This is a genomic window from Streptomyces caelestis (assembly GCF_014205255.1).
GTDB lineage: Bacteria > Actinomycetota > Actinomycetes > Streptomycetales > Streptomycetaceae > Streptomyces > Streptomyces caelestis.
On record NZ_JACHNE010000001.1, the window covers coordinates 5,718,921 to 5,740,035 of the forward strand.

The following is a 21,115-nucleotide window of genomic DNA, read 5'->3' on the forward strand; positions in this document are numbered from 1 at the left end:
GGTACGGCGCCGTACCGTGGCGTAGGAAAGGCCGTCAGCGGTCGTCTGCGTCACGTCCCGGTGACCGTTCCGCCGGGAATACGACCGAGCCGTGACGGTGGCCGTTGTGCCGCTCCTCCAGTTCCTTGACCACGTCCTGGAGTTCCGAGCGGATCCAGTCGCGGGTGGCGACCTCGCCGAGGCCGATGCGCAGGGCGGCGACCTCGCGGGTCAGGTACTCGGTGTCCGCGATCGACCGCTCGTTCTGCTTGCGGTCCTGCTCCAGGTTGACCCGGTCGCGGTCGTCCTGCCGGTTCTGCGCGAGCAGGATCAGCGGGGCGGCGTAGGAGGCCTGGAGCGACAGCATCAGGGTCAGGAAGATGAACGGGTACTCGTCGAAGCGCAGGTCGCGCGGGGCGAGGGTGTTCCACGCCACCCACAGGATGATGGCGGCCGTCATCCAGACCAGGAACCGTCCGGTGCCGAGGAAGCGCGCGATGCGTTCCGAGAACCGTCCGAAGGCCTCCGGGTCGTACTCGGGCAGGATCCGGTGCTTGGGCACGCCCGGCTGGTCGAGGCGGGCGGTGCGCGGCCGGCCTGCCGCCGTCGAGCCGGACGGAATGCGCTCGCGCAGGGTCTCGCGCTCAGGAACCATCGGTCGCCACCTCCTCCTCGTCCAGATGGAACTCGGTCTCCCGCCAGTCCTCCGGGAGCATGTGGTCGAGTACGTCGTCCACGGTCACCGCCCCCAGCAGCGAGCCGGCCTCGTCGACCACGGGAGCCGCGACCATGTCGTACGTGGCGAAGAACCCGGCGATGGCGGGCAGGTTCGCGTCGGGGTCGAGCGGTTGCAGGTCGCTGTCCACGATCGAGCTGACCAGGGTGGGCGGTGGCTCGCGCAGCAGGCGCTGGAAGTGGACCGTGCCGAGGTATTTTCCGGTCGGTGTCTCGTCGGGTGGCCGGCAGACGTAGACCTGGGCGGCCAGGGCGGGGGAGAGGTCGCGGTTGCGGACGCGGGCGAGGGCGTCGGCGACGGTGGCGTCCGGGCGCAGCACGATCGGCTCGGTGGTCATCAGACCGCCCGCCGTGCGGTCCTCGTACGACATCAGGCGCCGCATGTCGGCCGCGTCGCCGGGCTGCATCAGACTCAGCAGCCGCTCCTGCTCGTCCGTCGGCAGCTCGCCCAGCAGGTCGGCCGCGTCGTCGGGGTCCATGGCCTCCAGGACGTCCGCGGCGCGCTCCTGCTTCAGCTTGCCGAGGATCTCGATCTGGTCGTCCTCCGGGAGCTCCTCCAGCACGTCGGCCAGCCGGTCGTCGTCGAGGGCGGCGGCGACCTCGGCGCGGCGCTTGGGGGAGAGGTGGTGCAGGACGTTGGCCAGGTCGGCGGGGCGCAGCTGCTCGAACGTGGCGAGCAGGCTCTCGGCGCCCTGCCCCTGCTCCTCCAGCGAGAAGCCGGTCACGGCGGTCCACTCGACGGTCAGCGCCTCGCCCTTGGCGCGCCGGAAGGCACTTCCCTTCCTGCCCTTGCGGACGAAGACCCGGTCGATCTCCCACTCCCGGCGGGCCGGCAGCTGATGCACCGACAGGTCGAGGACGGTGACCTCCTCGCCGGTCTCGGTGAGCGTGACGCGCCGGTCCAGCAGCTCCCCGAAGACCAGCCGCTCGGTGGGCCGCTGCTCGAAGCGCCGGACGTTGAGCACGCCGGTGGTGATGACCTGCCCGGCCTGGATGGCGGTGACCCGGGTCATCGGCAGGAAGATGCGGCGGCGGGTGGCGAGTTCGACGACGAGGCCGAGCAGTCTCGGCGGTCGCTGCCCCACCCGCAGCATGACGACCAGATCGCGGACACGCCCCACCTGGTCGCCGGCGGGGTCGAAGACGGCGACACCGGAGAGGTGCGATACGAAGATCCGGGGGGCGCCCGCTGCCATGGCCGCGGCTCCTTTTCGTGCGGGGTGTTCCGTGGGTCCTGTCTGTGTGCCTGTCTTTTCCGAATTGCCTGCTCGGGTGGGCTTCAGGCTAGCCCGTCCCGATCGGGGACGCGTCGGCGGGCGGTGCGGACGGACTGGCTCCGAACGGCCCGCACGACCCCGGTACCCTGCGGTACGCCGTTCAGGTCTCCCGTCAGAGAGGCAGCCCCACCTGTGACTCCGATTCGCCAGGGCCGCAACCACAGTGCCGCGCTCGCGAGCGCGATGTGCGCACTGGCCGTGACCGGAACGGTGCTCACGGGCTGTGCGGAGGATCCGAACGAGGGCACCAACGGGGTCGGCAGACTGCCCGCCGAGAAGATCCAGGCCAAGACCCGTACGGCCGCCGAGTCCGCCGGGGCGGTCCGGCTGCACGGCAGCGTCGTCAGCGGCGGGCGCACGTACGCGCTCGACATGCGGCTGAAGGACGACGGCGGCGAGGGCTCGGTCACCACCAAGGGGGCGACCTTCCGGCTGCTGCGCGTCGGCGAGCAGCTCTTCCTCAAGGCCGACGCGGAGTTCTGGAGTCATGGCGCGGGCCAGGGCGGGGAGGGCATGGCGGACGCCGCCGCGGCGTCCAAGCTCGGCGGCAAGTTCGTGAAGGTGCCGCAGGGCGACCCTTCGTACCAGAAGTTCAGCGGTTTCACGGACAAGGGAGTCCTCCTCGACGGTCTGCTGACCCTGCACGGCAAGCTCGCGACGGAAGGCCACGACGAGCAGGCGGGCATCCGCACCATCCGCATCTCGGGCGACAAGGGTTCCGGCGGCACCCTGGAGGTGTCCCTGGAGGGCAAGCCGTATCCGCTGCGCCTGGAGCGGGCCGGTGGGGCGGGTACCCTCACGTTCTCCGCCTGGGGGCAGGGCTTCTCCCTGCGGGAGCCGGAGAAGAACGAGACGGTGGACTACGGAAGGCAGCTGCCGGAGTCGTAGGACGTGCAGCCCCTCAGGCGCGTTTGCGCTTCTTCAGCAGCAGGCGGGGCAGGCCCGCCGGAATCGGCCGGCGGGTGATCGCCGGGGTCGGCAGCGGTGGCTCGGACAGGGAGTCGTCGGGCAGCGGTGCCGTCGCCCCGGTCGGCTCCAGGCGCAGCACCCGGCACTCGCGGGCCCAGCGCTCGGTCATGGCCTCGGCGTCGGGCGCGTTCAGCCGTTTGCCCTTGAGCTCGGCGACCGCCGCGTCCCACGCCTCGGAGCCCGGTGCGAGCTGGGTGACCCGGGCCGTCCAGGAGACCAGCCGGCCCCCCTTGTCCTTGCTGCGGACCGTCACCCGGGCCTCGGTCCCGTCGGCCAGGCCCGGCAGCGGCTGCTCGCCGGGCCCGTCGCCGACCAGGCACGCGGCACCCTCGTGCCACACGTGCCACAGCGCACGCGCCGGGCCGTCGGGGCCCTGGACCCAGACGAGGCCGGACTTCTTCGTGGCCTCCTCGACGAGGGCCTGGCCGAGCAGCTCGCTTGTCATGGCCCCCAGCCTATCCACGCCGTTCACAGCCACCCGTTCCGCTTCAGGGTGCGGTGGATGCCCAGACAGATGACCACCGTGATGCCCATGATCACCGGGTAGCCGTACCGCCAGTGCAGCTCCGGCATGTGGTCGAAGTTCATGCCGTACACCCCGCACACCATCGTCGGCACGGCGATGATCGCGGCCCATGAGGTGATCTTGCGCATGTCCTCGTTCTGCGCCACGGACGCCTGCGCGAGGTTGGCCTGGAGGATGGAGTTGAGCAGTTCGTCGAAGCCGAGCACCTGCTCCTGCACGCGGGCCAGGTGGTCGGCGACGTCGCGGAAGTACTTCTGGATGTCCGGGTCGATCAGCCGCATCGGCCGCTCGCTCAGCAGCTGCATGGGCCGCAGCAGCGGCGACACGGCCCGCTTGAACTCCAGTACCTCGCGCTTGAGTTGGTAGATCCGGCCGGCGTCCGAGCCGCGCGGGGAGCCCTTGCGCCCCGGGGAGAACACCTCGGTCTCGACCTCGTCGATGTCGTCCTGCACGGCGTCGGCGACCGCGATGTAGCCGTCGACGACGTGGTCGGCGATGGCGTGAAGCACGGCCGAGGGGCCTTTGGACAGCAACTCGGGGTCGTCCTGGAGACGGTGCCTGAGGGCCCGCAGGGAGCCCTGTCCGCCGTGCCGGACGGTGATGAAGAAGTCCCGGCCGGTGAAGCACATGACCTCGCCGGTCTCGACGACCTCGCTGTTGGCGTCGAACTGGTCGTGCTCCACGTAGTGGATGGTCTTGAACACCGTGAAGAGGGAGTCGTCGTAGCGCTCCAGCTTGGGCCGCTGGTGGGCCTGGACGGCGTCCTCCACGGCCAGCGGGTGCAGCCCGAACTCACCGGCGATGCCGGAGAATTCGGCCTCGGTCGGCTCGTGCAGGCCGATCCACACGAAGCCGCCGTCGCGGCGCGCCAGGCGCACCGCCTCGTGCGGGGTCAGCGGGGTCTCGGTCTCGATGCGGCGGCCGTCCCGGTAGACGGCGCAGTCGACGACGGCGGAGGACGTCGCGGGGCTGCGGGTCGCGTCATACGTCGCACCGTCCTTGCGCAGCGACACGCGGGACGGACGGACGACGGCGCGCAGGTCGCGGATCATCGACATGGCGGGCTCCTTCGCGACAGGCAACGAAAGGCGCCGGACCCGACAGGTGGAACTACCCGGAATGAGGACGTTGGGACCGATGGTGTTTGGCACGTCCACAAAGCGGGGAGCACCGCACCGTCGCGGTGGCGAGTCTCGTTACTGATTCAGCTTCTGAGGCAGATCAGGCAAAGCGAAACGAAGCGCTCTTCCGCGGTGAGGCGAGTGCGAGAGGTGGCGACCAGCCAGAGCCAGAACAGCTACGTCAGCGGCGGGAAGAGCGTGGTGCTACTGCACGGTCGACTTCGGTCCATTGCAGTCCCACCTCCTCCGGCCGGTCCCTCGTAAGGGAGTTCCTTCGGCGTCGGGGCTTGATCGCGACGCTTCTGCGTGCTGCCCCGAACCACCGGGCAAGAGTATCAGTCGCCCGACGTGTCAAGGCGCTTGTTTGCCCGCTACTGACGAGTTCTATGCTCGCCGCATGGCACAAGTTCTTCCTCTGGTCGAAGCCCGGTTGCTCACGGCGCTGGGCGAACCGGACGCGCGCGCTGCGGTCACCTTCCTGGGTACGGACCGCATCGAGGTGCTCCGCTTCCAGGAGGGGGACGTCGTCCGCTACGCCACGCTCGGCATGTCCGCGCACCCCATGGCGGACCCCACGGCGGTGGTCGCCGACCCGGTCAAGGGTCCGCGTGCCGAGCTGGTCCTCTCGGTGCGTGCCGGGCTGGCCGACACCGACAAGGTGCTCCGCCCGCTCGCCGTGCTCGCCGCGTCTCCGCAGGTGGAGGGCCTGGTCGTGGCTCCGGGAGCCTCCCTCGACGTCGGCGAACCGCTGTGGCCCGGCGCCCCCTTCACCTCGGTCCTGGTCGCCGAGCCGGGCGGCCTGGTGGAGGACCTGGAGCTCGACGAGCCCCTCGATCCCGTGCGGTTCCTGCCGCTGCTGCCGATGACCCCGAACGAGGCCGCCTGGAAGCGCGTGCACGGCGCCCAGGCGCTTCAGGAGCGGTGGCTGAACCAGGGGACGGACCTCCGGGATCCGTCCCGGAAGTCCGTCCCGCTGGAGTGAGGAAGCTCACCAACCACCGGCCGTGAGGCCTCAGTTGGCGAAGACGGTGACACCGTCCTCGGCCGCGTGCCTCGTCTCCGGTTGCTCGGCCTCGCCCGTGAGTGCCTTCCGCCGTACGACGACCACCAGCGCGCCCACGACCGCGGTGACCGCCGCCACCACGAACGGGATGTGGAGGTCGGTCCACTCCTCGATCTTCGGCGCGAAGTACGGGGCGGCCGCCGCCGCGAACCAGCGCACGAAGTTGTAGCCCGCGCTCGCCACCGGCCGGGGCGCGTCCGAGATGCCGAGGGCCAGCTCGGTGTAGACGGTGTTGTTCACGCCGATGAAGGCGCCGGACAGGATCGTGCAGACCACGGCGGTCGTGTGGTCGCCGTAACCGAGCACGAGCACGTCGGCCGCGAGCAGCACCAGCGAACCGCCGAGCACCTTCAGCGAGCCGAACCGCTTCTGCAGTCGCGGCGCCACGATCACCGAGAAGACGGCGAGCAGCACGCCCCAGGCGAAGAACACCGCCCCCGACCGGTACGGGCTCATGTTCAGCACGAACGGGGTGAAGGCCAGCACGGTGAAGAACGTGTAGTTGTAGAAGAACGCCGAGGCCGCCGCCGAGGCGAGGCCGCCGTGGCCCAGCGCCTTGACCGGGTCCAGGAGCGAGGTCTTGCGGGCCGGCTTCGGCTGCTCCTTCAGGAACACGGCGATGCACAGGAAGCCGACCGCCATCAGGAACGCCGTGCCGAAGAACGGGTAGCGCCAGCTGGCGTCCCCGAGCAAGGCGCCCAGCAGCGGACCGCACGCCATGCCGAGGCCGAGGGCCGACTCGTACAGCAGGATCGCCGCCGCGCTCCCGCCGGCCGCCGCGCCGACGATGACCGCGAGGGCCGTCGAGACGAACAGCGCGTTGCCGAGGCCCCAGCCGGCCCGGAATCCGACCAGTTCCCCGACGGACCCGGAGGTGCCCGCGAGCCCGGCGAACACCACGACGAACGCGAGGCCGAGCAGCAGTGTCTTCCGGCCACCGATCCGGCTGGAGACGAACCCGGTCACCAGCATCGCGACGGCGGTGATGAGGAAGTACGACGTGAAGAGCAAGGAGACCTGGCTCGCCGTGGCGTGCAGGCCCTGGGCGATGGACGGCAGGATCGGGTCGACGAGTCCGATGCCCATGAAGGCGACGACCGACGCCCCGGCGGTCGCCCACACGGACCTGGGCTGCTTGAGGAGGCCGCCCGCTCCGGCGTCGAAGGGGTCCATGGTTGCTCCCTTTCCCGATCGGAAGTAGTTGGTATATGCACATGCTAAATTAGCTAGTCTAATTAATGCAAACTACATCTAGTGTGGGAGTGAAGGGTTCCGTCCGGTTGGGTGATCGTCCTTGACGTGGCGGGGCCGGGGTAGGACCGTGGGGCCCTATGAGGGGCGAACCCAGTTGCCCGAAGTGCGGTGGCCGGGTCAGGGCTCCCGGCCTCTTCTCCGACTCGTGGCAGTGCGATGTGCACGGCACCGTCCATCCGGTGCAGCCCGTGATACCGCCCGGCGTCGACGCCCTCAACGTGGTGGTGCACCGCACCCGCGTGCCGGTGTGGATGCCCTGGCCGCTGCCGGTCGGCTGGCTGTTCACCGGCGTGGCCTGCGCGGGGGACGACCGCACGGGTGGCCGCGCCACGGCCGTGGCCTGTACGGGGCCCGGGCCGCTCGGCGGGATGGGTGAGCTGATCCTGGTGGCGGAGGAGCTCGGCGTCGGACTCGGTGCGCGGTATGCGGGCATGGAGGGTCCGGATCCGGGGCCGTACATGGACGTCGGGAAGCCGGCTCAGGCGAAGGTGCTGGCCGCGGGGCGCCCCACCCCGTTGTGGCATGTGTCCGGGGCGCCGGATGATCGGGCGGTTTTCGCTGGTGAGGCGCTCGGGATGTGGCTGTGGGCGGTCGTGTGGCCGGAGCAGTCGGGGTTGTTGATGTACGACGAGCTGGTGCTGGCGGATCTGCGGGAGGCCGGGGCCGAGGTGGAGTTGGTGCCTTGTGGGGCCCTGTCGCCGCGACTGCTTCAGCCGTAGCGCACAGGGGGAGGGGATTCGGGTGCGCGGACGGCTGCGGGGGTCTGTGGCTTGCCGCGCGGTTCCCCGCCGCTTCAGGGCGTTGCTGTAGGGGGTGCTTCCTGGGTTCGGGTGTGACAGGAGTCGGTGAAAATCCGGTTATCCTTGAGCAGCCCTGCTCATCTCGTCCGTGTCTGGAGTCCGCGTCGTGCGTATCGATCTGCACACCCACTCCACCGCTTCCGACGGTACGGACGCTCCCGCCGAGCTGGTGCGCAAGGCCGCCGCGGTCGGGCTGGACGTCGTCGCGCTGACCGATCACGACACCACCCGTGGCCACGCCGAGGCGATCGCCGCGCTGCCCGAGGGGCTCACACTGGTCACCGGAGCCGAGCTCTCCTGCCGGCTCGACGGCATCAGCATGCACATGCTGGCCTACCTCTTCGACGCCGAGGAGCCCGCGCTGCTCGCCGAGCGCGAGCTGGTCCGGGACGACCGGGTGCCCAGGGCGCAGGGCATGATCGCCAAGCTGCGGGAGCTCGGCGTGCCCGTGACCTGGGAGCAGGTGGCGCGGATCGCCGGTGACGGGTCCGTCGGGCGTCCGCACGTGGCGACCGCGCTCGTCGAGCTGGGCGTGGTGCCGACCGTCAGCGACGCCTTCACCCAGGACTGGCTGGCCGACGGCGGCCGGGCCTTCGTGGAGAAGCACGAGACCGACCCGTTCGAGGCGATCCGGCTGATCAAGGGCGCGGGCGGGGTCGCGGTGTTCGCCCACCCCGGGGCGAGCAAGCGGGGGCGTACGGTGCCGGAGGCCGCGATCGCCGAGATGGCCGCGGCCGGGCTGGACGGCGTCGAGGTCGACCACATGGACCACGACGCGGAGACGCGTGCGCGGCTGCGGGGGCTGGCGAAGGAGCTGGGACTCCTGATGACCGGGTCCAGCGACTATCACGGCAGCCGGAAGACGTGTGTGCTCGGGGAGTACACGACGGATCCCGAGGTGTACGGGGAGATCACGCGGCGGGCCTTCGGGGCGTTCCCCGTGCCGGGGGCCGGCGGGGTCTGAGATCTCTCTCCTGTAGGCCCGTTCTCAGGCACCCGGCGTTACCGGCTGCAAACAGGTCCATGCCTGCCGCGCTCTTCCACCAACCCGCAAGGCCATCACGCACATGTTCGACCTCGCCGTTTTCGGCTCCCTGTTCCTGACCCTCTTCGTCATCATGGATCCCCCCGGGATCACACCGATCTTCCTCGCGCTCACCGCCGGACGGCCCGCCAAGGTGCAGAAACGGATGGCCTTCCAGGCCGTCTGTGTCGCCGGTGGCGTGATCACCGTGTTCGGGCTGCTAGGGCATCAGATCCTGAACTACCTGCACGTCTCCGTGCCCGCGCTGATGATCGCGGGTGGGCTGCTGCTTCTGCTGATCGCGCTCGACCTGCTGACCGGCAAGACGGACGAGCCGAAGCAGACCAAGGACGTCAACGTCGCTCTCGTGCCGCTGGGCATGCCGCTGCTGGCCGGGCCGGGGGCGATCGTGTCGGTCATCCTCGCCGTGCAGAAAGCCCACACTGTCGCCACGCAGATCTCCGTGTGGACGGCGATCCTCGCCATCCATGTCGTGCTGTGGCTGGTGATGCGCTACTCGCTGGTGATCATCCGGATCATCAAGGACGGCGGTGTGGTCCTGGTGACGCGGCTCGCGGGCATGATGCTGTCCGCGATCGCCGTGCAGCAGATCATCAACGGGGTCACGCAGGTGATCCAGGGCAGCTGAGAGGCCGCCGCGTCAGGCAGGCCGGGTGAGGACGGTGCCGATCCGCCGAAGGCGACAGACCGCCCCGGCCGAGGATCCGCTCGGCCCGCACGGCGAGCGCGTCGGGGTTGTCCGGGAACCGCACACCGGCTCGACCGTCCCGTCACGGACATGTGGTCCACCGCCTTGTTCTCGCTCTCGCCGCCCCCTCGGCCAGTGCGTCCCCCACCAGGGAGGCCGCAACGGCGGAGCCCCCGCACGGCCGATGCCGTACGGGGGCTGCGAAGTGTGGGAGAGCGGCGCGCGTTACGAGGCCGTGGTCCCGGCCGGGCGGATCCAGAGGCGCTGCCCTGTCGCGGCGGCCTGCTGAACGATGCGACTGACGGAGGCGGCGTCCACGACGGTCGTGTCCACGGGCGTGCCGTCGACGTCGTCGAGGTGCATGATTTCGAAGCGCAAGGGCTTCTCCCTTCGTCTGGTCATCCTCCTGAGGAGAACTACTCGGTGGTCGGCCCACGAGGCAGCGGTGCCCGGTGTTCCGTATGAGTCAACAGGACTGGACGGTTGAAACATTCCCTACGCTAAGGAAATTTTTCGAACTGCTAATTACCGAGCCGTAAGACTGTCGTTACGGGACCGACCGGGACCAGTTGTGTTCGCAGCGTGACCGCCGGAACAATGGAGATGATGAACGACGACCTCGCGGCCCTGAGCGCCCGCATCGACCGCACCAACGAGCTGCTCCAGCGCATGCTCGCCGAGGTGGCGAAGACACCCTCGACCCATGCGATCTTCGTCGATGCCGGGTACCTGTACGCGGCCGCAGGACGGCTCGTCGCCGGCACCGAGGACCGCCGGGCCTACGACCTGGACGCCGAGGGCCTGATCGACGCGCTCATCGACACGGCCCGCACGATCTTCGCGGACAGCAGGCTACTGCGGGTCTACTGGTACGACGGCGCCCGCCGCCGCATCCACACGTCGGAGCAGCAGAGCATCGCGGAACTGCCGGACGTCAAGGTGCGGCTGGGCAACCTGAACTCCAACAACCAGCAGAAGGGTGTCGACTCACTCATCCGCACCGACCTGGAGTCCCTCGCCCGGCACCGCGCCATCAGCGACGCGGCCCTGCTCGGCGGCGACGAGGACCTGGTGTCGGCGGTGGAGGCGGCCCAGGGGTACGGCGCCCGCGTCCACCTCTGGGGCATCGAGGCGCCGGAGGGCCGCAACCAGGCGGAGCCCCTCCTGTGGGAGGTCGACAGCCAGCGCACCTTCGACCTCGACTTCTTCAAGCCCTACGTCTCCCGCCGCGCCGCCCCCGGCTACGAGGCGACCACGGGCCGGCCCACCCGTGAGGACGTGCGGTTCGTGGGCGCGCAGATCGCGGCGAAGTGGCTGGCGGCCCGCGGCCGGGACACGCTGGTCGAACTGCTGCCCGGCCACCCCTACCTGCCCGGCTCGGTGGACCAGGACCTGCTCGTGGAGGCGGAGGGCCTGTTGCAGCACTCGCTGCGCGGACATGCGGACCTGCGCCGCGCACTGCGGGACGGCTTCTGGGAGCACCTTCAGACGCAGTACTAGGGCGTGTGCGTTCCGGCCGTGTGGGTCCCGTCCCAGAAGTCGGCGAGGGCCTGGGCGGTCGGAAGGGGCTGTTCGGCGCCCGGGGAGTGCTCGGCTCCCGCGACGACTGTGCGGTGCGCGTTCAGCCGTACGGCCATGTCGTCGAGGACCGCCACCGGCCAGGTGTCGTCGTGCGCGCCCGACAGGACGTGGAACGGCAGCGGCACGGCCGCGAGTTCGGTGACCCGGTCCGGCTCGCTGCACAACTGGCGTCCGGTCGCGAGGAGTTGCGCGGGGCTGTGGCCCAGCCAGCGGCGGCGCAACTGCTCCGGGGCGCCGGGGCCGCGAGCGGGCCCGCCGACCTCCTCCGGCGGTCCCATGGCCTGGATGGCCTCCCACACCTCCTCCATCGACAGCACGGCGAGCGCGTCCCGCAGCAGCTTCACGCGCTGCTGCTGGGAGACGGAGATCTCCGCCGGGCCGGACGAGACCAGGGTGAGGGAGAGGAACGGGGAGTGGTCGAGCAGCACGGCCGCACGCGCGATCTGCCCGCCGAGCGAGTGCCCGACGAGGTGCACGGGCACGCCGAGCGCCTCGGCCTGCGCGAGCACGTCCCGTGCCAGTTCCCGCTGGGCGTAGGCGGATTCGTCGTCCACGGGACCGTCCGACTCGTGCTGCCCCCGCCCGTCCACGGCGACGACCCGGTACCCACGCTCTGCGAGCGGCTCGTGGAGCAGCCGGAAGTCCTCCTTGCTCCCGGTGAACCCGGGCAGCATCAGGACGACTCCCTTGACCTCCGCCCCGGCCCTCGGCGACGAGTCGACGACGGCGAACTCACCGCGGGCTGTGCGCAGGGGGTAGGCGCGGGCGCCCGGGGGTGGGGTGAAGGTGGCTTGCCTGGTCACGGGGTGAGGGTAGCGGGTGGGGATGCGGTGGCGGGATGGCGATGAGTGGAGAACAGGGGCCGGCTGCGCCGGGGAATGCCGATGGCCCGGCCCCACCAGTGGGTGGGGCCGGGCCATCGGGGGAGTGTCAGCCCTCCGTGGGCTCCGCGGCGGCCGTGGCCTTGCGGGTGCGGCGGGCCTTCGGCTTCGCCCCGGTCGCGTCGTCCGCGGCCTCGGCGGAGGCTGCGGCCGTTGCCGTCTTGCGCGCGCGACGCGGCTTGGCGGCCTCCGGCTCCTGCCCGGCCTGTGCCGGGATATCGGCGGGCTCGGTGACCTTGCGGGTACGGCGGCGCGGCTTGGCCTCCGTGCCCTCGGCCGTGTCGACGGCGGCTTCGGCGGCTGCGGCGGTCTTCCGCGTGCGGCGGGGCTTGGCCTCGGCGGTCTCGGCATCCGCAGCCGCGGCAGCCGTCTTCCGCGTACGGCGCGGCTTCGCCTCCGTCGCCTCGGCCGTGTCGACGCTCGCCTCGGCCTTGGCCGTCGCCTTGCGGGCACGCCGCGGCCTGGCCTCGGCGGCCTCCGGCTCCTGAGCCGTCTGGGCCGGGATCCCGGCGGCGACGGACTCGGCGGTCTCGACGGCCTTGCGGGTGCGGCGGCGCGGCTTGGCCTCCGTGGCTTCGGCCGTGTCGGCGGCGGCTTCGGCGGCTGCGGTGGTCTTCCGCGTGCGGCGGGGCTTGGGCTCGGTGGCCTGTGCCTCGTCGGCGGCGTCCGGTGTCGCTGCCGTTGCCTTGCGCGTACGCCGGGGCTTCGCTGCGGCGGTCTCGGCCGTGTCGACGGCGTCCTGCGCGGCGGCAGTCGCCTTGCGCGTGCGGCGCGGCTCGGTCTTGGCGGCCTCGGCCGGAGCGGCAGGGGCCTCGGACGTGGCAGTCGTCGTACGGGTGCGGCGCGGCTTCGTCTCCGTCGTCTCCGTCGCGGACTCGGTGGTCCCCTCGGCCGTGTCGACCGCCGACTCGGCCGCGGACGCCGCCGTGGTCCTGCGGGTGCGGCGACGCGGCTTGGCCGCGGGAGCCTCGGGCTGTCCGGTCACCGGCGCGGCCACGACCGATACGACATCCGCATCCGCCGGGGCCTGATCAGCAGCCGACGGCGTCACCGCGGCCTCCACCGCCGGCGTCTCCACCGGCGTCTGCGACCTGCGCGTACGGCGACGGCGCGGCTTGGCCGCCTCCGTGCCCGCGCCCTCCGCCGTCGCCACGGCGTTCTCCGCGGGCTCGGACACGGGGGACTCGACCGACGTGACCGGCGCCGACTCGGCAGAGGCGCCGCCGCGAGTGCGGCGACGGCGACGCGGGGTGCGAGGAGCCGTGACGGCCTCCGCCTCGGCGGAGCCGTCCGTGGCCCTGGTGTCCGGAGCCGTGGTGCCGGCGGACTCCGGCGCCCCGTCCAGCGGCGTCCCGCCGCGCATACGGCGGCGGCGTCGCGGCGTACGGGCCGAACGCTCGCGGTCGGCCGACGGGGACTCGTCCCGGCCCCCGCGGACGCGGCCCCCGCGCCCGCGCGGCCCCCGGCCGCCCGTCTCGCCCAGGTCCTCCAGCTCCTCCGCGTCCAGCCCGGCGCGCTTGCGCTCCGAGCGCGGCAGGACGCCCTTCGTGCCCTCGGGGATGCCGAGGTCGGCGAAGAGGTGCGGGGAAGTGGAGTACGTCTCCGGCGGGTCGCTGAAGCCCAGGTCCAGCGCCTTGTTGATGAGCTGCCAGCGCGGGATGTCGTCCCAGTCGACGAGCGTGATCGCGATGCCCTTGGCACCCGCGCGGCCCGTACGGCCGATGCGGTGCAGGTACGTCTTCTCGTCTTCCGGCGACTGGTAGTTGATGACGTGGGTCACGCCCTCCACGTCGATACCGCGGGCGGCGACGTCGGTGCAGACGAGGACGTCCACCTTGCCGTTGCGGAAGGCCCGCAGCGCCTGCTCGCGGGCGCCCTGGCCGAGGTCACCGTGGACCGCGCCGGAAGCGAACCCGCGCTGCTGGAGCTGGTCGGCGAGATCCGCCGCGGTGCGCTTCGTACGGCAGAAGACCATGACCAGGCCCCGGCCTTCGGCCTGAAGTATGCGCGCGACCATCTCCGGCTTGTCCATGTTGTGCGCGCGGTAGATGTACTGCTTGGTGTTCGCGACCGTCTTGCCCGCGTCGTCCGGGGCCGTGGCGCTGATGTGCGTGGGCTGCGACATGTAGCGGCGGGCGAGGCCGATGACCGCGCCCGGCATGGTGGCCGAGAACAGCATCGTCTGGCGCCGGACCGGCAGCATGTTGATGATCTTCTCGACGTCGGGCAGGAAGCCCAGGTCGAGCATCTCGTCGGCCTCGTCGAGGACCAGGCACCTGACGTGCTTCAGGTTCAGCTTCTTCTGCCCGGCGAGGTCGAGCAGCCGGCCCGGGGTGCCGACGACCACGTCGACGCCCTTCTTCAGGGCCTCGACCTGGGGCTCGTAGGCCCGGCCGCCGTAGATGGCGAGGACCCGTACGTTGCGCACCTTGCCCGCGGTCAGCAGGTCGTTGGTGACCTGCGTGCACAGCTCGCGCGTGGGGACGACGACGAGCGCCTGCGGGGCGTCGGTGAGGTCCTCGGGCTTGGCGCGTCCGGCCTCGACGTCGGCGGGGACGGTGACGCGCTCGAGGAGCGGGAGGCCGAAGCCCAGCGTCTTGCCGGTGCCGGTCTTGGCCTGGCCGATGACGTCCGAGCCCGAAAGGGCCACGGGGAGCGTCATCTCCTGGATGGGGAAGGCGGTGATGATGCCGACGGCCTCCAGGGCCTCGGCCGTCTCGGGAAGGATTCCGAGCTCTCGGAACGTCGTAGTCAGGGTGCTGCCTCTTCTGTGTGGGCGGCGCGAGGCGAGCGCGGGGGTCTTGTCGGACCGTGCCGGGGACGTCGGCTGCCTACGGGCGGGCCGTAGAGCACGGGACCGCGCCGACGCTCTAGCGCTCATGCCGCTGAGGGTGTCCCTCCGGCATCCATACGCACATGCCGTACGGACGGGAGGTCTGTCGGGTCGGAGCCGATCGGGCCACCGACCGGGCATCCTCATACGTGCGGCCTGTCGAGGTACGTCGACGTACCAGCAGGCGCATTACCACCATACCCCGGAATCCCGCACACGCGATGGCCGATTTGGTCACGTAGTCGTCGTCACACTGATTGACCAGGGCCTTACGCCTCCCGGCAGGCGGGTTATTGTGCGCTTCATGACGAGCTCTGACAAGCCTGAGAACGCCTCGGACACCACCGCCGCCCCGGCCGAACACACCGGAGTCGCCGCCCTGGACTGGGCGACGGCCTCCGCCGACCCGCAGTACCGCGCCGCGGTCGTGGACCTGCTCGGGGCGCTGGCGTACGGCGAGTTGGCGGCGTTCGAGCGGCTCGCGGAGGACGCCAAGCTGGCGCCGACGCTGGAGGACAAGGCGGAGCTGGCGAAGATGGCGTCGGCCGAGTTCCACCACTTCGAGAGGCTGCGCGACCGGCTCGCCGAGATCGGGGAGGAGCCGACGCGGGCGATGGAGCCGTTCGTCGCGGCCTACGACGGGTTCCACAAGCAGACGGCCCCCTCGGACTGGCTGGAGGGCCTCGTCAAGGCCTACGTCGGCGACTCCATCGCCAGCGACTTCTACCGGGAGGTCGCCGCCCGGCTGGACTCCGACTCCCGCAGTCTGGTGCTGGCCGTGCTCGACGACACCGGACACGGCGGCTTCGCCGTGGAGAAGGTGCGCGCCGCGATCGACGCGGACCCGCGGCTGGGCGGGCGGCTCGCGCTGTGGGCGCGGCGGCTGATGGGCGAGGCCCTGTCGCAGTCCCAGCGGGTGGTCGCCGACCGGGACGCGCTGTCGACCATGCTGGTGGGCGGTGTCGCGGACGGCTTCGACCTCGCCGAGGTCGGCAAGATGTTCTCCCGGATCACCGAGGCGCACACCAAGCGGATGGCTGCGCTGGGCTTGGCCGCGTAGCGCCCCGCGCAGGGTGGTTCTGGTGGTGCGGCGCTCCGCACAGGGTGGGTCCGGCTGTGTCGCGGCCGCGGGCCGTTGTCGGCTGGGCGCGCAGTTCCCCGCGCCCCTGACGGCAACGGCTAAGCCGTCGCTGATCGTCGGCGCAGGCGACCCGCGGGGCGCAGCAGCAGCGACAGCGAGGCCACCGAGACGATCACCGCGCCGAGCAGCACGAGCAGCCAGTGCCCGGCGTCCAGCGCGCTGTGCATGACGAAGGCCCCGAAGAGGGCGCCGGCGACGCCGGTCGACAGGACCAGAGGTCGAGCCGGGAGGCGGTGTGCCAGGCGATGCGTGGCCGCCCATGCCAGAGCCAGGCCGAGGATCGCGGAGCTCAGCGCTTCCAGGAGCATGTCTGGGTCCCTCCCACATGGCCTGCCCGAATCGGTCGTAGCCCGTCTTACCCCTGACCTGCGGATTCCAATCCCCATCTGTGGATGAACCGTGCTCCATCCGTGGCGGAACCCGTGTGCCGCACGGGCTGCCGCACGCGAGAGGGAACGCGAACGGGGCGGGTCGGCCGACAGCCGCCCCGCCCCGCTCCACACATGCGCCTACAGAGCGCCGAAGCCCACCTTGCGCGGGGCCGGCTCACCGATCTCGATGTACGCGAGACGGTCGGCCGGGACCAGGACCTTGCGGCCGTGCTCGTCCACGAGGGTCAGCAGCGGCGACTTCCCGGCCAGCGCCTCGGACACGGCCCGCTCGACCTCCTCGGCACTCTGACCGCTCTCCAGAACGATCTCGCGGGGCGCGTGCTGCACGCCGATCTTGACCTCCACGGCTTTGTCCCTCCGACGGTCAGTGATGTGCGCGACCTTCCGCGCCGTACGCAGCACACATTAGCCCGGTGAGGGGACCGGCATGCTCCACCCGAGAACGCCACGAGCGAACAGCGGGCGGGAACAAAGCGGCCGTCAGTGGTGCTGCTGGTCGGTTCCGTGCAGCGGGAAACCCGCGATGCCGCGCCACGCCAGCGAGGCGAGCAGCTGTACGGCCTCGTCGCGCGGCACGCTGCGGTCGCTGTTCAGCCAGGACCGGGCCACCACCTGGGCGAGGCCGCCCAGGCCCGAGGCGAGCAGCATCGACTCCGCGCGCGACAGGCCCGTGTCCTCGGCGATGACGTCGCGGATCGCCTCCGCGCACTCGTTGGTGACCTTGTCGACGCGCTCGCGCACGGCGGGCTCGTTCGTCAGGTCCGACTCGAAGACCAGGCGGAAGGCACCGCCGTCGTCCTCGACGTAGGCGAAGTAGGCGTCCATGGTCGCCCGGACGCGCTGCTTGTTGTCGGTCGTCGACGCCAGCGCGTTCCGTACGGCCTGGATGAGCGACTCGCAGTGCTGGTCCAGCAGCGCGAGGTAGAGGTCGAGCTTGCCCGGGAAATGCTGGTAGAGCACGGGCTTGCTGACGCCGGCGCGCTCGGCGATGTCGTCCATCGCGGCCGCGTGGTAGCCCTGGGCCACGAAGACCTCCTGGGCGGCGCCCAAGAGCTGGTTCCGTCGGGCACGGCGTGGCAGGCGTGTGCCCCGTGGGCGAACCGCCTCTGTCTGCTCGATGGCTGTCACGCCGCCTCCCAAAGTCGTCCACGTGCGGATCTGGCCGCGTCGCCATCGTACTTTTCGGTAACCGTGGTGTGCGCGGTGAGAGCGCAGAATTTCACGGACCGGACGGTTACGAAAGCGGTTGAGAAGGTTTCAAACAGGGTCAGAGCGGGCAAAATGCGGCTCCTTTCCTGCTCGGTGATGCTCCCTGTCGCCATGCGGCGGCGTGCGTCACCGGTAGTCGTCCTCGTCGAGCGTGACGATCCGCGCCTGCTCCACCAGGTCGGCCTCATTGGCGCGGTCCGGGTCGACGCGGGTCAGCGGGTCGTCGCGGTTCGGTGCGACGTCCGTGTGCTGCTCGGCCGCGTCGACCTCGGGGGCCTCGACGTCGTCCGGCGTCTCCGGCGTCTCGTCGGTCTCGAAGGTCTCCGGGTCTGTGGGGTCTACGGCCATGCTGGGCTCCCTTTCTACGAACGTCCCTGGGAATGCAGGGGCCACACGCGGGTGCCCTCTCTACGAGCCTAGGAGACACCCGATCCGGACGCTATGCGATCCGCGTCCGGGACGTGAGGCGGTGCGCATCCCGCCGACTGCTTCTCATATGCCCCGCCTTCATGCCCTTCCTTTCCCAGGTGCCCTCTCCTTCTCGGGGGCTATTCCTTCCAGGGCGCGTTCCCCGTGTGCGCCTCATGTGCCCGCCCTTCATGGCCGATTCCTGTGATGGCGAACACATGAGCCACTACGTGATCGTCTCGTAACATTGCCGCATGTCATCGACCGAGCTGCCGTTCGTGCCGCCCGCCAATGTGCTGCCGAAGGTGGGGACCGTCCGGGTCGCCGAGGGCGAGCGGCTCAGGTCGGTCGAGCTGCCCGGGGTCACGCTGAAGGTGCGGTCGAGGCCCCCCGCGCGCAAGGGACTGGCTCCCGCGCTGTACGTGCACGGACTCGGAGGTTCCTCGCAGAACTGGTCGGCGCTGATGGCGCTGCTGGCCGACGTCGTCGAGTGCGAGGCTCTCGATCTGCCGGGCTTCGGCGACTCCCCGCCGCCGGACGACGGCAACTACTCCGTCGCGGCGACCGCGCGCGCGATCATCCGGTACCTCGACGCCACTGGTCGTGGACCCGTGCACCTGTTCGGGAACTCGCTCGGTGGCGCCATCACCACTCGTGTCGCCGCGGTACGGCCCGATCTGGTCCGTACGCTCACGCTCGTGTCTCCTGCCCTGCCCGAAATCCGAGTGCAGCGCACCGCCGTGCCCACAGCGCTGCTGGCGGTGCCCGGGATCGCCCCGCTCTTCACCCGGCTGACCCGGGAGTGGACGGCGGAGCAGCGCGTCCGTGGCGTGATGGCGCTGTGTTACGGGGATCCGGGCCGGGTGACGCCGGAAGGATTCAGCAACGCCGTGCAGGAGATGGAGCGGCGGCTGCGGCTGCCGTACTTCTGGGACGCGATGGCGCGGTCCGCGCGCGGGATCGTCAACGCGTACACGCTGGGCGGCCAGCACGGACTGTGGCGCCAGGCCGAACGGGTTCTGGCGCCGACGCTCCTCGTCTACGGTGGTCGTGACCAGCTCGTCGGCTTCCGGATGGCCCAGAAGGCGGCCCGGGCGTTCCGCGACTCGCGGCTGGTGACGTTGCCGGACGCGGGGCATGTGGCCATGATGGAGTACCCCGAGACGGTGGCCATGGCCTTTCGTGAACTCCTCGAGGACGCGGGGGAGTCGGGCGAACAGCGGGCGAGCAAGGCTCGCGCGGACGAGGCCGTCGACGAAGCAGGCACCGACGAGAGCATGGGGGGCTGAGGCGCGACGTGGGACGCCACAGCCGCCGTGGGGCGGTCGCCAAGAGCGACCGCGCGGACACAACCGCAGTACGGGACGGCCAGGACGGGCCGGGACAGGGACCGGGGCAGGGCCAGGCCGTGGACACGAGCCGGGGAGGCCGGACGGCCCCGCCCCGCGCCGCGTCGCAGGGCGGCTGGCCTCCGCCTGGTGCCGGCCCTCGCCGGACGCCGGGACCCCGGTCCGCGCCGGTGGACGGGACGCCCGCGCACGGCATGCCGCGTCTGCCGGACGGCTGGCTGCCGGACGGCACGCCCGTACACGGTGCTCCGCGCTTGCCTGACGGCACCCCGGCGCGGGGGCTGCCCCGCTTTCCCGACGGCACGCCGGCGCGTGGCGCTCCGCGGCTGCCCGACGGGACGTCCGCGCAGGGTGTTCCAAGGCTTCCCGACGGCACGCCCGCGCGTGGCGTTCCCCGGTTTCCGGACGGGACTCCCGCGCAGGGTGTTCCGAGGTTTCCCGACGGCACGCCGGCGCGTGGCGCTCCGCGGCTGCCCGACGGGACTCCCGCGCAGGGTATTCCGCGGCTTCCGGACGGTACCCCCGCGCGCGGGGTCCCCCGGGTGGCCGACGGCACTCCCGCGCACGGCTTCCCACAGGCGCGTGGCGGGCATCCCGAGCAGCGGGAAGCGGGGGGTGGCTGGGGCGAGTTGAGGGGCGGCGGTGTTCCCATACCGCGGCAGCGGCGGGCGTCCGTGCCCGCGCCGCGGCAGGAGTATCTCGACGCCTTCGACGAGGAGGACGACGTCTTCGCACCCCGTACGCCCGCCTCCGCACACGCTGCGGACGCCTACGCCTCCGTCACGGACTGGAACGACGGTTCCCCGGCAGGCATCCACTCCGACGACGATGACGACGGCGCGGCGCCCACCGGCACGCCCGCGCCGGTCAAGGGCACCAAGGGCCGTACCTTCACCGGCATCGCGGCCGCCGCCGTCACCACCGTGCTGGCCGTGATCGTCGCCGGTCAGGTCACGGACGACTCCGGTGGCGCCGACGTGCAGTCGCAGTCCGCCACCGACCAGGCCCGCGACATCCGGGACTCCGCGTCCCGCGCGGACGGCCAGGCGCCCGCACCGGGCCCCAGCGCGAAGCCGCTGACGTACGACGAGAAGATGGGCAGGACGTACCAGCTCGGCGCCACGTTCAAGGGCTCGGGGAAGTTCGACGCCGTGCCCGGCATCGCCGAGGCGCCGGGTGCGGGGGAGGAGTTCACCTATCGCGTGGACGTGGAGCAGGGGCTCGGGCTCGACGCCGAGCTGTTCGCCGAGGCCGTGCAGAAGACGCTCAACGACCAGCGCAGCTGGGCGCACAACGGCGCGCGAACTTTCGAGCGGATCTACTCCGGCAAGCCCGACTTCGTGATCACGCTCGCCAGCCCCGGCACGACCGCCGACTGGTGCGCCAAGTCCGGTCTGGACACCACCGTGGACAACGTCTCCTGCGACTCGGCCGCCACCGAGCGCGTGATGATCAACGCCTACCGGTGGGCGCAGGGTTCGGAGACGTACGGCGACAAGATCCATGCCTACCGGCAGATGCTGATCAACCACGAGGTCGGCCACCGCCTCGGTTACGGCCATGTCACCTGCGACAAGGACGGCAGTCTCGCCCCGGTCATGCAGCAGCAGACCAAGTTCCTCGACCACGACGGCATCCGCTGCCGGGCCAATCCCTGGCCTTACCCCGGAAGTTGACAGGCATCACAGGGGCCCGCCCGCGCAACGCGTTGACATGGACCGGAAGTTCGTTCATATTTTCTGGCATGTCGTCCCGTCGCGTCTCCGTTCGCGCCGCCATCGAGCTGGCGCTCATCGGTGTGACCCCGCTCTGTGTAGCCGACATCCACTGTTGCTGACGCCCGCCCCAGGCGCGCGTCGCGAAC

The 21,115-nt window shown here is 71.1% G+C and carries 22 protein-coding genes; 10 read left to right on the top strand and 12 right to left on the bottom strand.

All coding sequences use genetic code 11. The annotated features are described in order from the left end of the window. Window positions 1–34 precede the first annotated feature (34 nt). Both HDA41_RS26330 and HDA41_RS26335 read right to left on the bottom strand, forming a co-directional pair. Complete coding sequence (locus HDA41_RS26330; RefSeq protein ID WP_184987793.1) at window positions 35–634, bottom strand: DUF1003 domain-containing protein; 600 nt, start codon at window positions 632–634, stop codon at window positions 35–37. Beyond that, a complete protein-coding gene (locus tag HDA41_RS26335) occupies window positions 624–1,910 on the bottom strand; it encodes a magnesium transporter MgtE N-terminal domain-containing protein (RefSeq protein WP_184987795.1) in 1,287 nt (428 codons plus the stop codon). Before HDA41_RS26335 ends, HDA41_RS26330 begins: the two co-directional genes overlap by 11 nt. 213 nt (window positions 1,911–2,123) lie before the next feature. Here HDA41_RS26335 and HDA41_RS26340 point away from each other — a divergent pair, with 213 nt between their 5' ends. Continuing rightward, entirely contained in the window at window positions 2,124–2,879 is a 756-nt protein-coding gene (locus HDA41_RS26340) for a hypothetical protein (protein WP_184987798.1), read from the top strand. Between the two features lie 13 nt (window positions 2,880–2,892). Here the strand turns inward: HDA41_RS26340 and HDA41_RS26345 are convergent, their stop codons facing one another. Both HDA41_RS26345 and HDA41_RS26350 read right to left on the bottom strand, forming a co-directional pair. Then, window positions 2,893–3,405 carry a hypothetical protein gene (locus tag HDA41_RS26345; RefSeq protein ID WP_184987800.1) on the bottom strand — a complete coding sequence of 171 codons (513 nt, stop codon included), beginning with the start codon at window positions 3,403–3,405 and terminating at the stop codon, window positions 2,893–2,895. Between the two features lie 23 nt (window positions 3,406–3,428). After that, window positions 3,429–4,544: a magnesium and cobalt transport protein CorA gene (locus HDA41_RS26350; RefSeq protein ID WP_184987802.1), complete on the bottom strand. Its 1,116-nt coding sequence runs from the start codon at window positions 4,542–4,544 to the stop codon at window positions 3,429–3,431. 460 nt (window positions 4,545–5,004) lie between these two features. Here HDA41_RS26350 and HDA41_RS26355 point away from each other — a divergent pair, with 460 nt between their 5' ends. Further along, window positions 5,005–5,589, top strand: coding sequence for a suppressor of fused domain protein (locus tag HDA41_RS26355; protein WP_184987804.1), 585 nt, complete (start codon window positions 5,005–5,007; stop codon window positions 5,587–5,589). A gap of 30 nt (window positions 5,590–5,619) precedes the next feature. On the opposite strand, the gene HDA41_RS26360 is transcribed toward HDA41_RS26355, so the two are convergent. Beyond that, a complete protein-coding gene (locus HDA41_RS26360; protein WP_184987806.1) occupies window positions 5,620–6,843 on the bottom strand; it encodes an MFS transporter in 1,224 nt (407 codons plus the stop codon). Window positions 6,844–7,001: 158 nt separating this feature from the next. On the opposite strand from HDA41_RS26360, the gene HDA41_RS26365 reads away from it, so the two are divergent. The 3 genes from HDA41_RS26365 (at window position 7,002) to HDA41_RS26375 (ending at window position 9,397) form a co-directional block, all read left to right on the top strand. Beyond that, on the top strand, window positions 7,002–7,643 hold the full coding sequence (locus HDA41_RS26365; RefSeq protein WP_184987808.1) for a DUF6758 family protein: 642 nt from the start codon (window positions 7,002–7,004) through the stop codon (window positions 7,641–7,643). A gap of 187 nt (window positions 7,644–7,830) precedes the next feature. Next, the gene (locus HDA41_RS26370) at window positions 7,831–8,688 is read left to right on the top strand and encodes a PHP domain-containing protein (RefSeq protein ID WP_184987810.1); all 858 of its coding nucleotides are present in this window, start codon (window positions 7,831–7,833) and stop codon (window positions 8,686–8,688) included. A gap of 103 nt (window positions 8,689–8,791) precedes the next feature. Next, window positions 8,792–9,397 carry a MarC family protein gene (locus HDA41_RS26375; RefSeq protein WP_184987812.1) on the top strand — a complete coding sequence of 202 codons (606 nt, stop codon included), beginning with the start codon at window positions 8,792–8,794 and terminating at the stop codon, window positions 9,395–9,397. 285 nt (window positions 9,398–9,682) lie between these two features. Here the strand turns inward: HDA41_RS26375 and HDA41_RS26380 are convergent, their stop codons facing one another. Continuing rightward, the gene (locus tag HDA41_RS26380) at window positions 9,683–9,835 is read right to left on the bottom strand and encodes a DUF8834 family protein (RefSeq protein ID WP_221512564.1); all 153 of its coding nucleotides are present in this window, start codon (window positions 9,833–9,835) and stop codon (window positions 9,683–9,685) included. Between the two features lie 228 nt (window positions 9,836–10,063). On the opposite strand from HDA41_RS26380, the gene HDA41_RS26385 reads away from it, so the two are divergent. After that, window positions 10,064–10,957 carry an NYN domain-containing protein gene (locus HDA41_RS26385; protein ID WP_184993751.1) on the top strand — a complete coding sequence of 298 codons (894 nt, stop codon included), beginning with the start codon at window positions 10,064–10,066 and terminating at the stop codon, window positions 10,955–10,957. On the opposite strand, the gene HDA41_RS26390 is transcribed toward HDA41_RS26385, so the two are convergent. Then, window positions 10,954–11,841 carry an alpha/beta fold hydrolase gene (locus HDA41_RS26390; RefSeq protein WP_184987814.1) on the bottom strand — a complete coding sequence of 296 codons (888 nt, stop codon included), beginning with the start codon at window positions 11,839–11,841 and terminating at the stop codon, window positions 10,954–10,956. The genes HDA41_RS26385 and HDA41_RS26390 overlap by 4 nt on opposite strands. Window positions 11,842–11,968: 127 nt before the next feature. Next, the gene (locus HDA41_RS26395) at window positions 11,969–14,581 is read right to left on the bottom strand and encodes a DEAD/DEAH box helicase (RefSeq protein WP_184993753.1); all 2,613 of its coding nucleotides are present in this window, start codon (window positions 14,579–14,581) and stop codon (window positions 11,969–11,971) included. Window positions 14,582–15,056: 475 nt separating this feature from the next. Between HDA41_RS26395 and HDA41_RS26400 the strand changes: the two genes are divergently transcribed. Beyond that, entirely contained in the window at window positions 15,057–15,812 is a 756-nt protein-coding gene (locus tag HDA41_RS26400) for a ferritin-like fold-containing protein (RefSeq protein WP_184987816.1), read from the top strand. 119 nt (window positions 15,813–15,931) lie between these two features. Here HDA41_RS26400 and HDA41_RS26405 read toward each other — a convergent pair whose 3' ends face one another. From HDA41_RS26405 to HDA41_RS26420, 4 genes are all read right to left on the bottom strand, one after another. Then, window positions 15,932–16,201 (bottom strand): hypothetical protein, encoded by a 270-nt coding sequence (locus tag HDA41_RS26405; protein ID WP_184987818.1) that lies wholly within the window; start codon window positions 16,199–16,201, stop codon window positions 15,932–15,934. Window positions 16,202–16,402: 201 nt separating this feature from the next. Further along, window positions 16,403–16,630: a DUF3107 domain-containing protein gene (locus tag HDA41_RS26410; protein ID WP_010047710.1), complete on the bottom strand. Its 228-nt coding sequence runs from the start codon at window positions 16,628–16,630 to the stop codon at window positions 16,403–16,405. Between the two features lie 135 nt (window positions 16,631–16,765). Further along, window positions 16,766–17,413, bottom strand: coding sequence for a TetR/AcrR family transcriptional regulator (locus HDA41_RS26415; protein WP_184987820.1), 648 nt, complete (start codon window positions 17,411–17,413; stop codon window positions 16,766–16,768). A 207-nt stretch (window positions 17,414–17,620) separates the two neighbouring features. Next, window positions 17,621–17,842, bottom strand: coding sequence for an Rv3202a family protein (locus HDA41_RS26420; protein WP_184987823.1), 222 nt, complete (start codon window positions 17,840–17,842; stop codon window positions 17,621–17,623). A gap of 314 nt (window positions 17,843–18,156) precedes the next feature. Between HDA41_RS26420 and HDA41_RS26425 the strand changes: the two genes are divergently transcribed. From HDA41_RS26425 to HDA41_RS42360, 3 genes are all read left to right on the top strand, one after another. After that, window positions 18,157–19,191, top strand: coding sequence for an alpha/beta fold hydrolase (locus HDA41_RS26425; protein WP_184987824.1), 1,035 nt, complete (start codon window positions 18,157–18,159; stop codon window positions 19,189–19,191). Between the two features lie 8 nt (window positions 19,192–19,199). Then, entirely contained in the window at window positions 19,200–20,927 is a 1,728-nt protein-coding gene (locus tag HDA41_RS26430) for a DUF3152 domain-containing protein (RefSeq protein WP_268251493.1), read from the top strand. 68 nt (window positions 20,928–20,995) lie between these two features. Further along, window positions 20,996–21,088 carry an Ms4533A family Cys-rich leader peptide gene (locus HDA41_RS42360; RefSeq protein WP_311772159.1) on the top strand — a complete coding sequence of 31 codons (93 nt, stop codon included), beginning with the start codon at window positions 20,996–20,998 and terminating at the stop codon, window positions 21,086–21,088. Window positions 21,089–21,115 lie beyond the last annotated feature (27 nt).

Coding starts and splice junctions, on each gene's coding strand:
- HDA41_RS26330 (WP_184987793.1), bottom strand. CDS start 634: ATGGTTCCTGAGCGCGAGACCCTGCGCGAGCGCATTCCGTCCGGCTCG.
- HDA41_RS26335 (WP_184987795.1), bottom strand. CDS start 1,910: ATGGCAGCGGGCGCCCCCCGGATCTTCGTATCGCACCTCTCCGGTGTC.
- HDA41_RS26345 (WP_184987800.1), bottom strand. CDS start 3,405: ATGACAAGCGAGCTGCTCGGCCAGGCCCTCGTCGAGGAGGCCACGAAG.
- HDA41_RS26350 (WP_184987802.1), bottom strand. CDS start 4,544: ATGTCGATGATCCGCGACCTGCGCGCCGTCGTCCGTCCGTCCCGCGTG.
- HDA41_RS26355 (WP_184987804.1), top strand. CDS start 5,005: ATGGCACAAGTTCTTCCTCTGGTCGAAGCCCGGTTGCTCACGGCGCTG.
- HDA41_RS26360 (WP_184987806.1), bottom strand. CDS start 6,843: ATGGACCCCTTCGACGCCGGAGCGGGCGGCCTCCTCAAGCAGCCCAGG.
- HDA41_RS26365 (WP_184987808.1), top strand. CDS start 7,002: ATGAGGGGCGAACCCAGTTGCCCGAAGTGCGGTGGCCGGGTCAGGGCT.
- HDA41_RS26375 (WP_184987812.1), top strand. CDS start 8,792: ATGTTCGACCTCGCCGTTTTCGGCTCCCTGTTCCTGACCCTCTTCGTC.
- HDA41_RS26385 (WP_184993751.1), top strand. CDS start 10,064: ATGAACGACGACCTCGCGGCCCTGAGCGCCCGCATCGACCGCACCAAC.
- HDA41_RS26395 (WP_184993753.1), bottom strand. CDS start 14,581: ATGACGCTCCCCGTGGCCCTTTCGGGCTCGGACGTCATCGGCCAGGCC.
- HDA41_RS26400 (WP_184987816.1), top strand. CDS start 15,057: ATGACGAGCTCTGACAAGCCTGAGAACGCCTCGGACACCACCGCCGCC.
- HDA41_RS26405 (WP_184987818.1), bottom strand. CDS start 16,201: ATGCTCCTGGAAGCGCTGAGCTCCGCGATCCTCGGCCTGGCTCTGGCA.
- HDA41_RS26420 (WP_184987823.1), bottom strand. CDS start 17,842: ATGGCCGTAGACCCCACAGACCCGGAGACCTTCGAGACCGACGAGACG.
- HDA41_RS26425 (WP_184987824.1), top strand. CDS start 18,157: ATGTCATCGACCGAGCTGCCGTTCGTGCCGCCCGCCAATGTGCTGCCG.
- HDA41_RS42360 (WP_311772159.1), top strand. CDS start 20,996: ATGTCGTCCCGTCGCGTCTCCGTTCGCGCCGCCATCGAGCTGGCGCTC.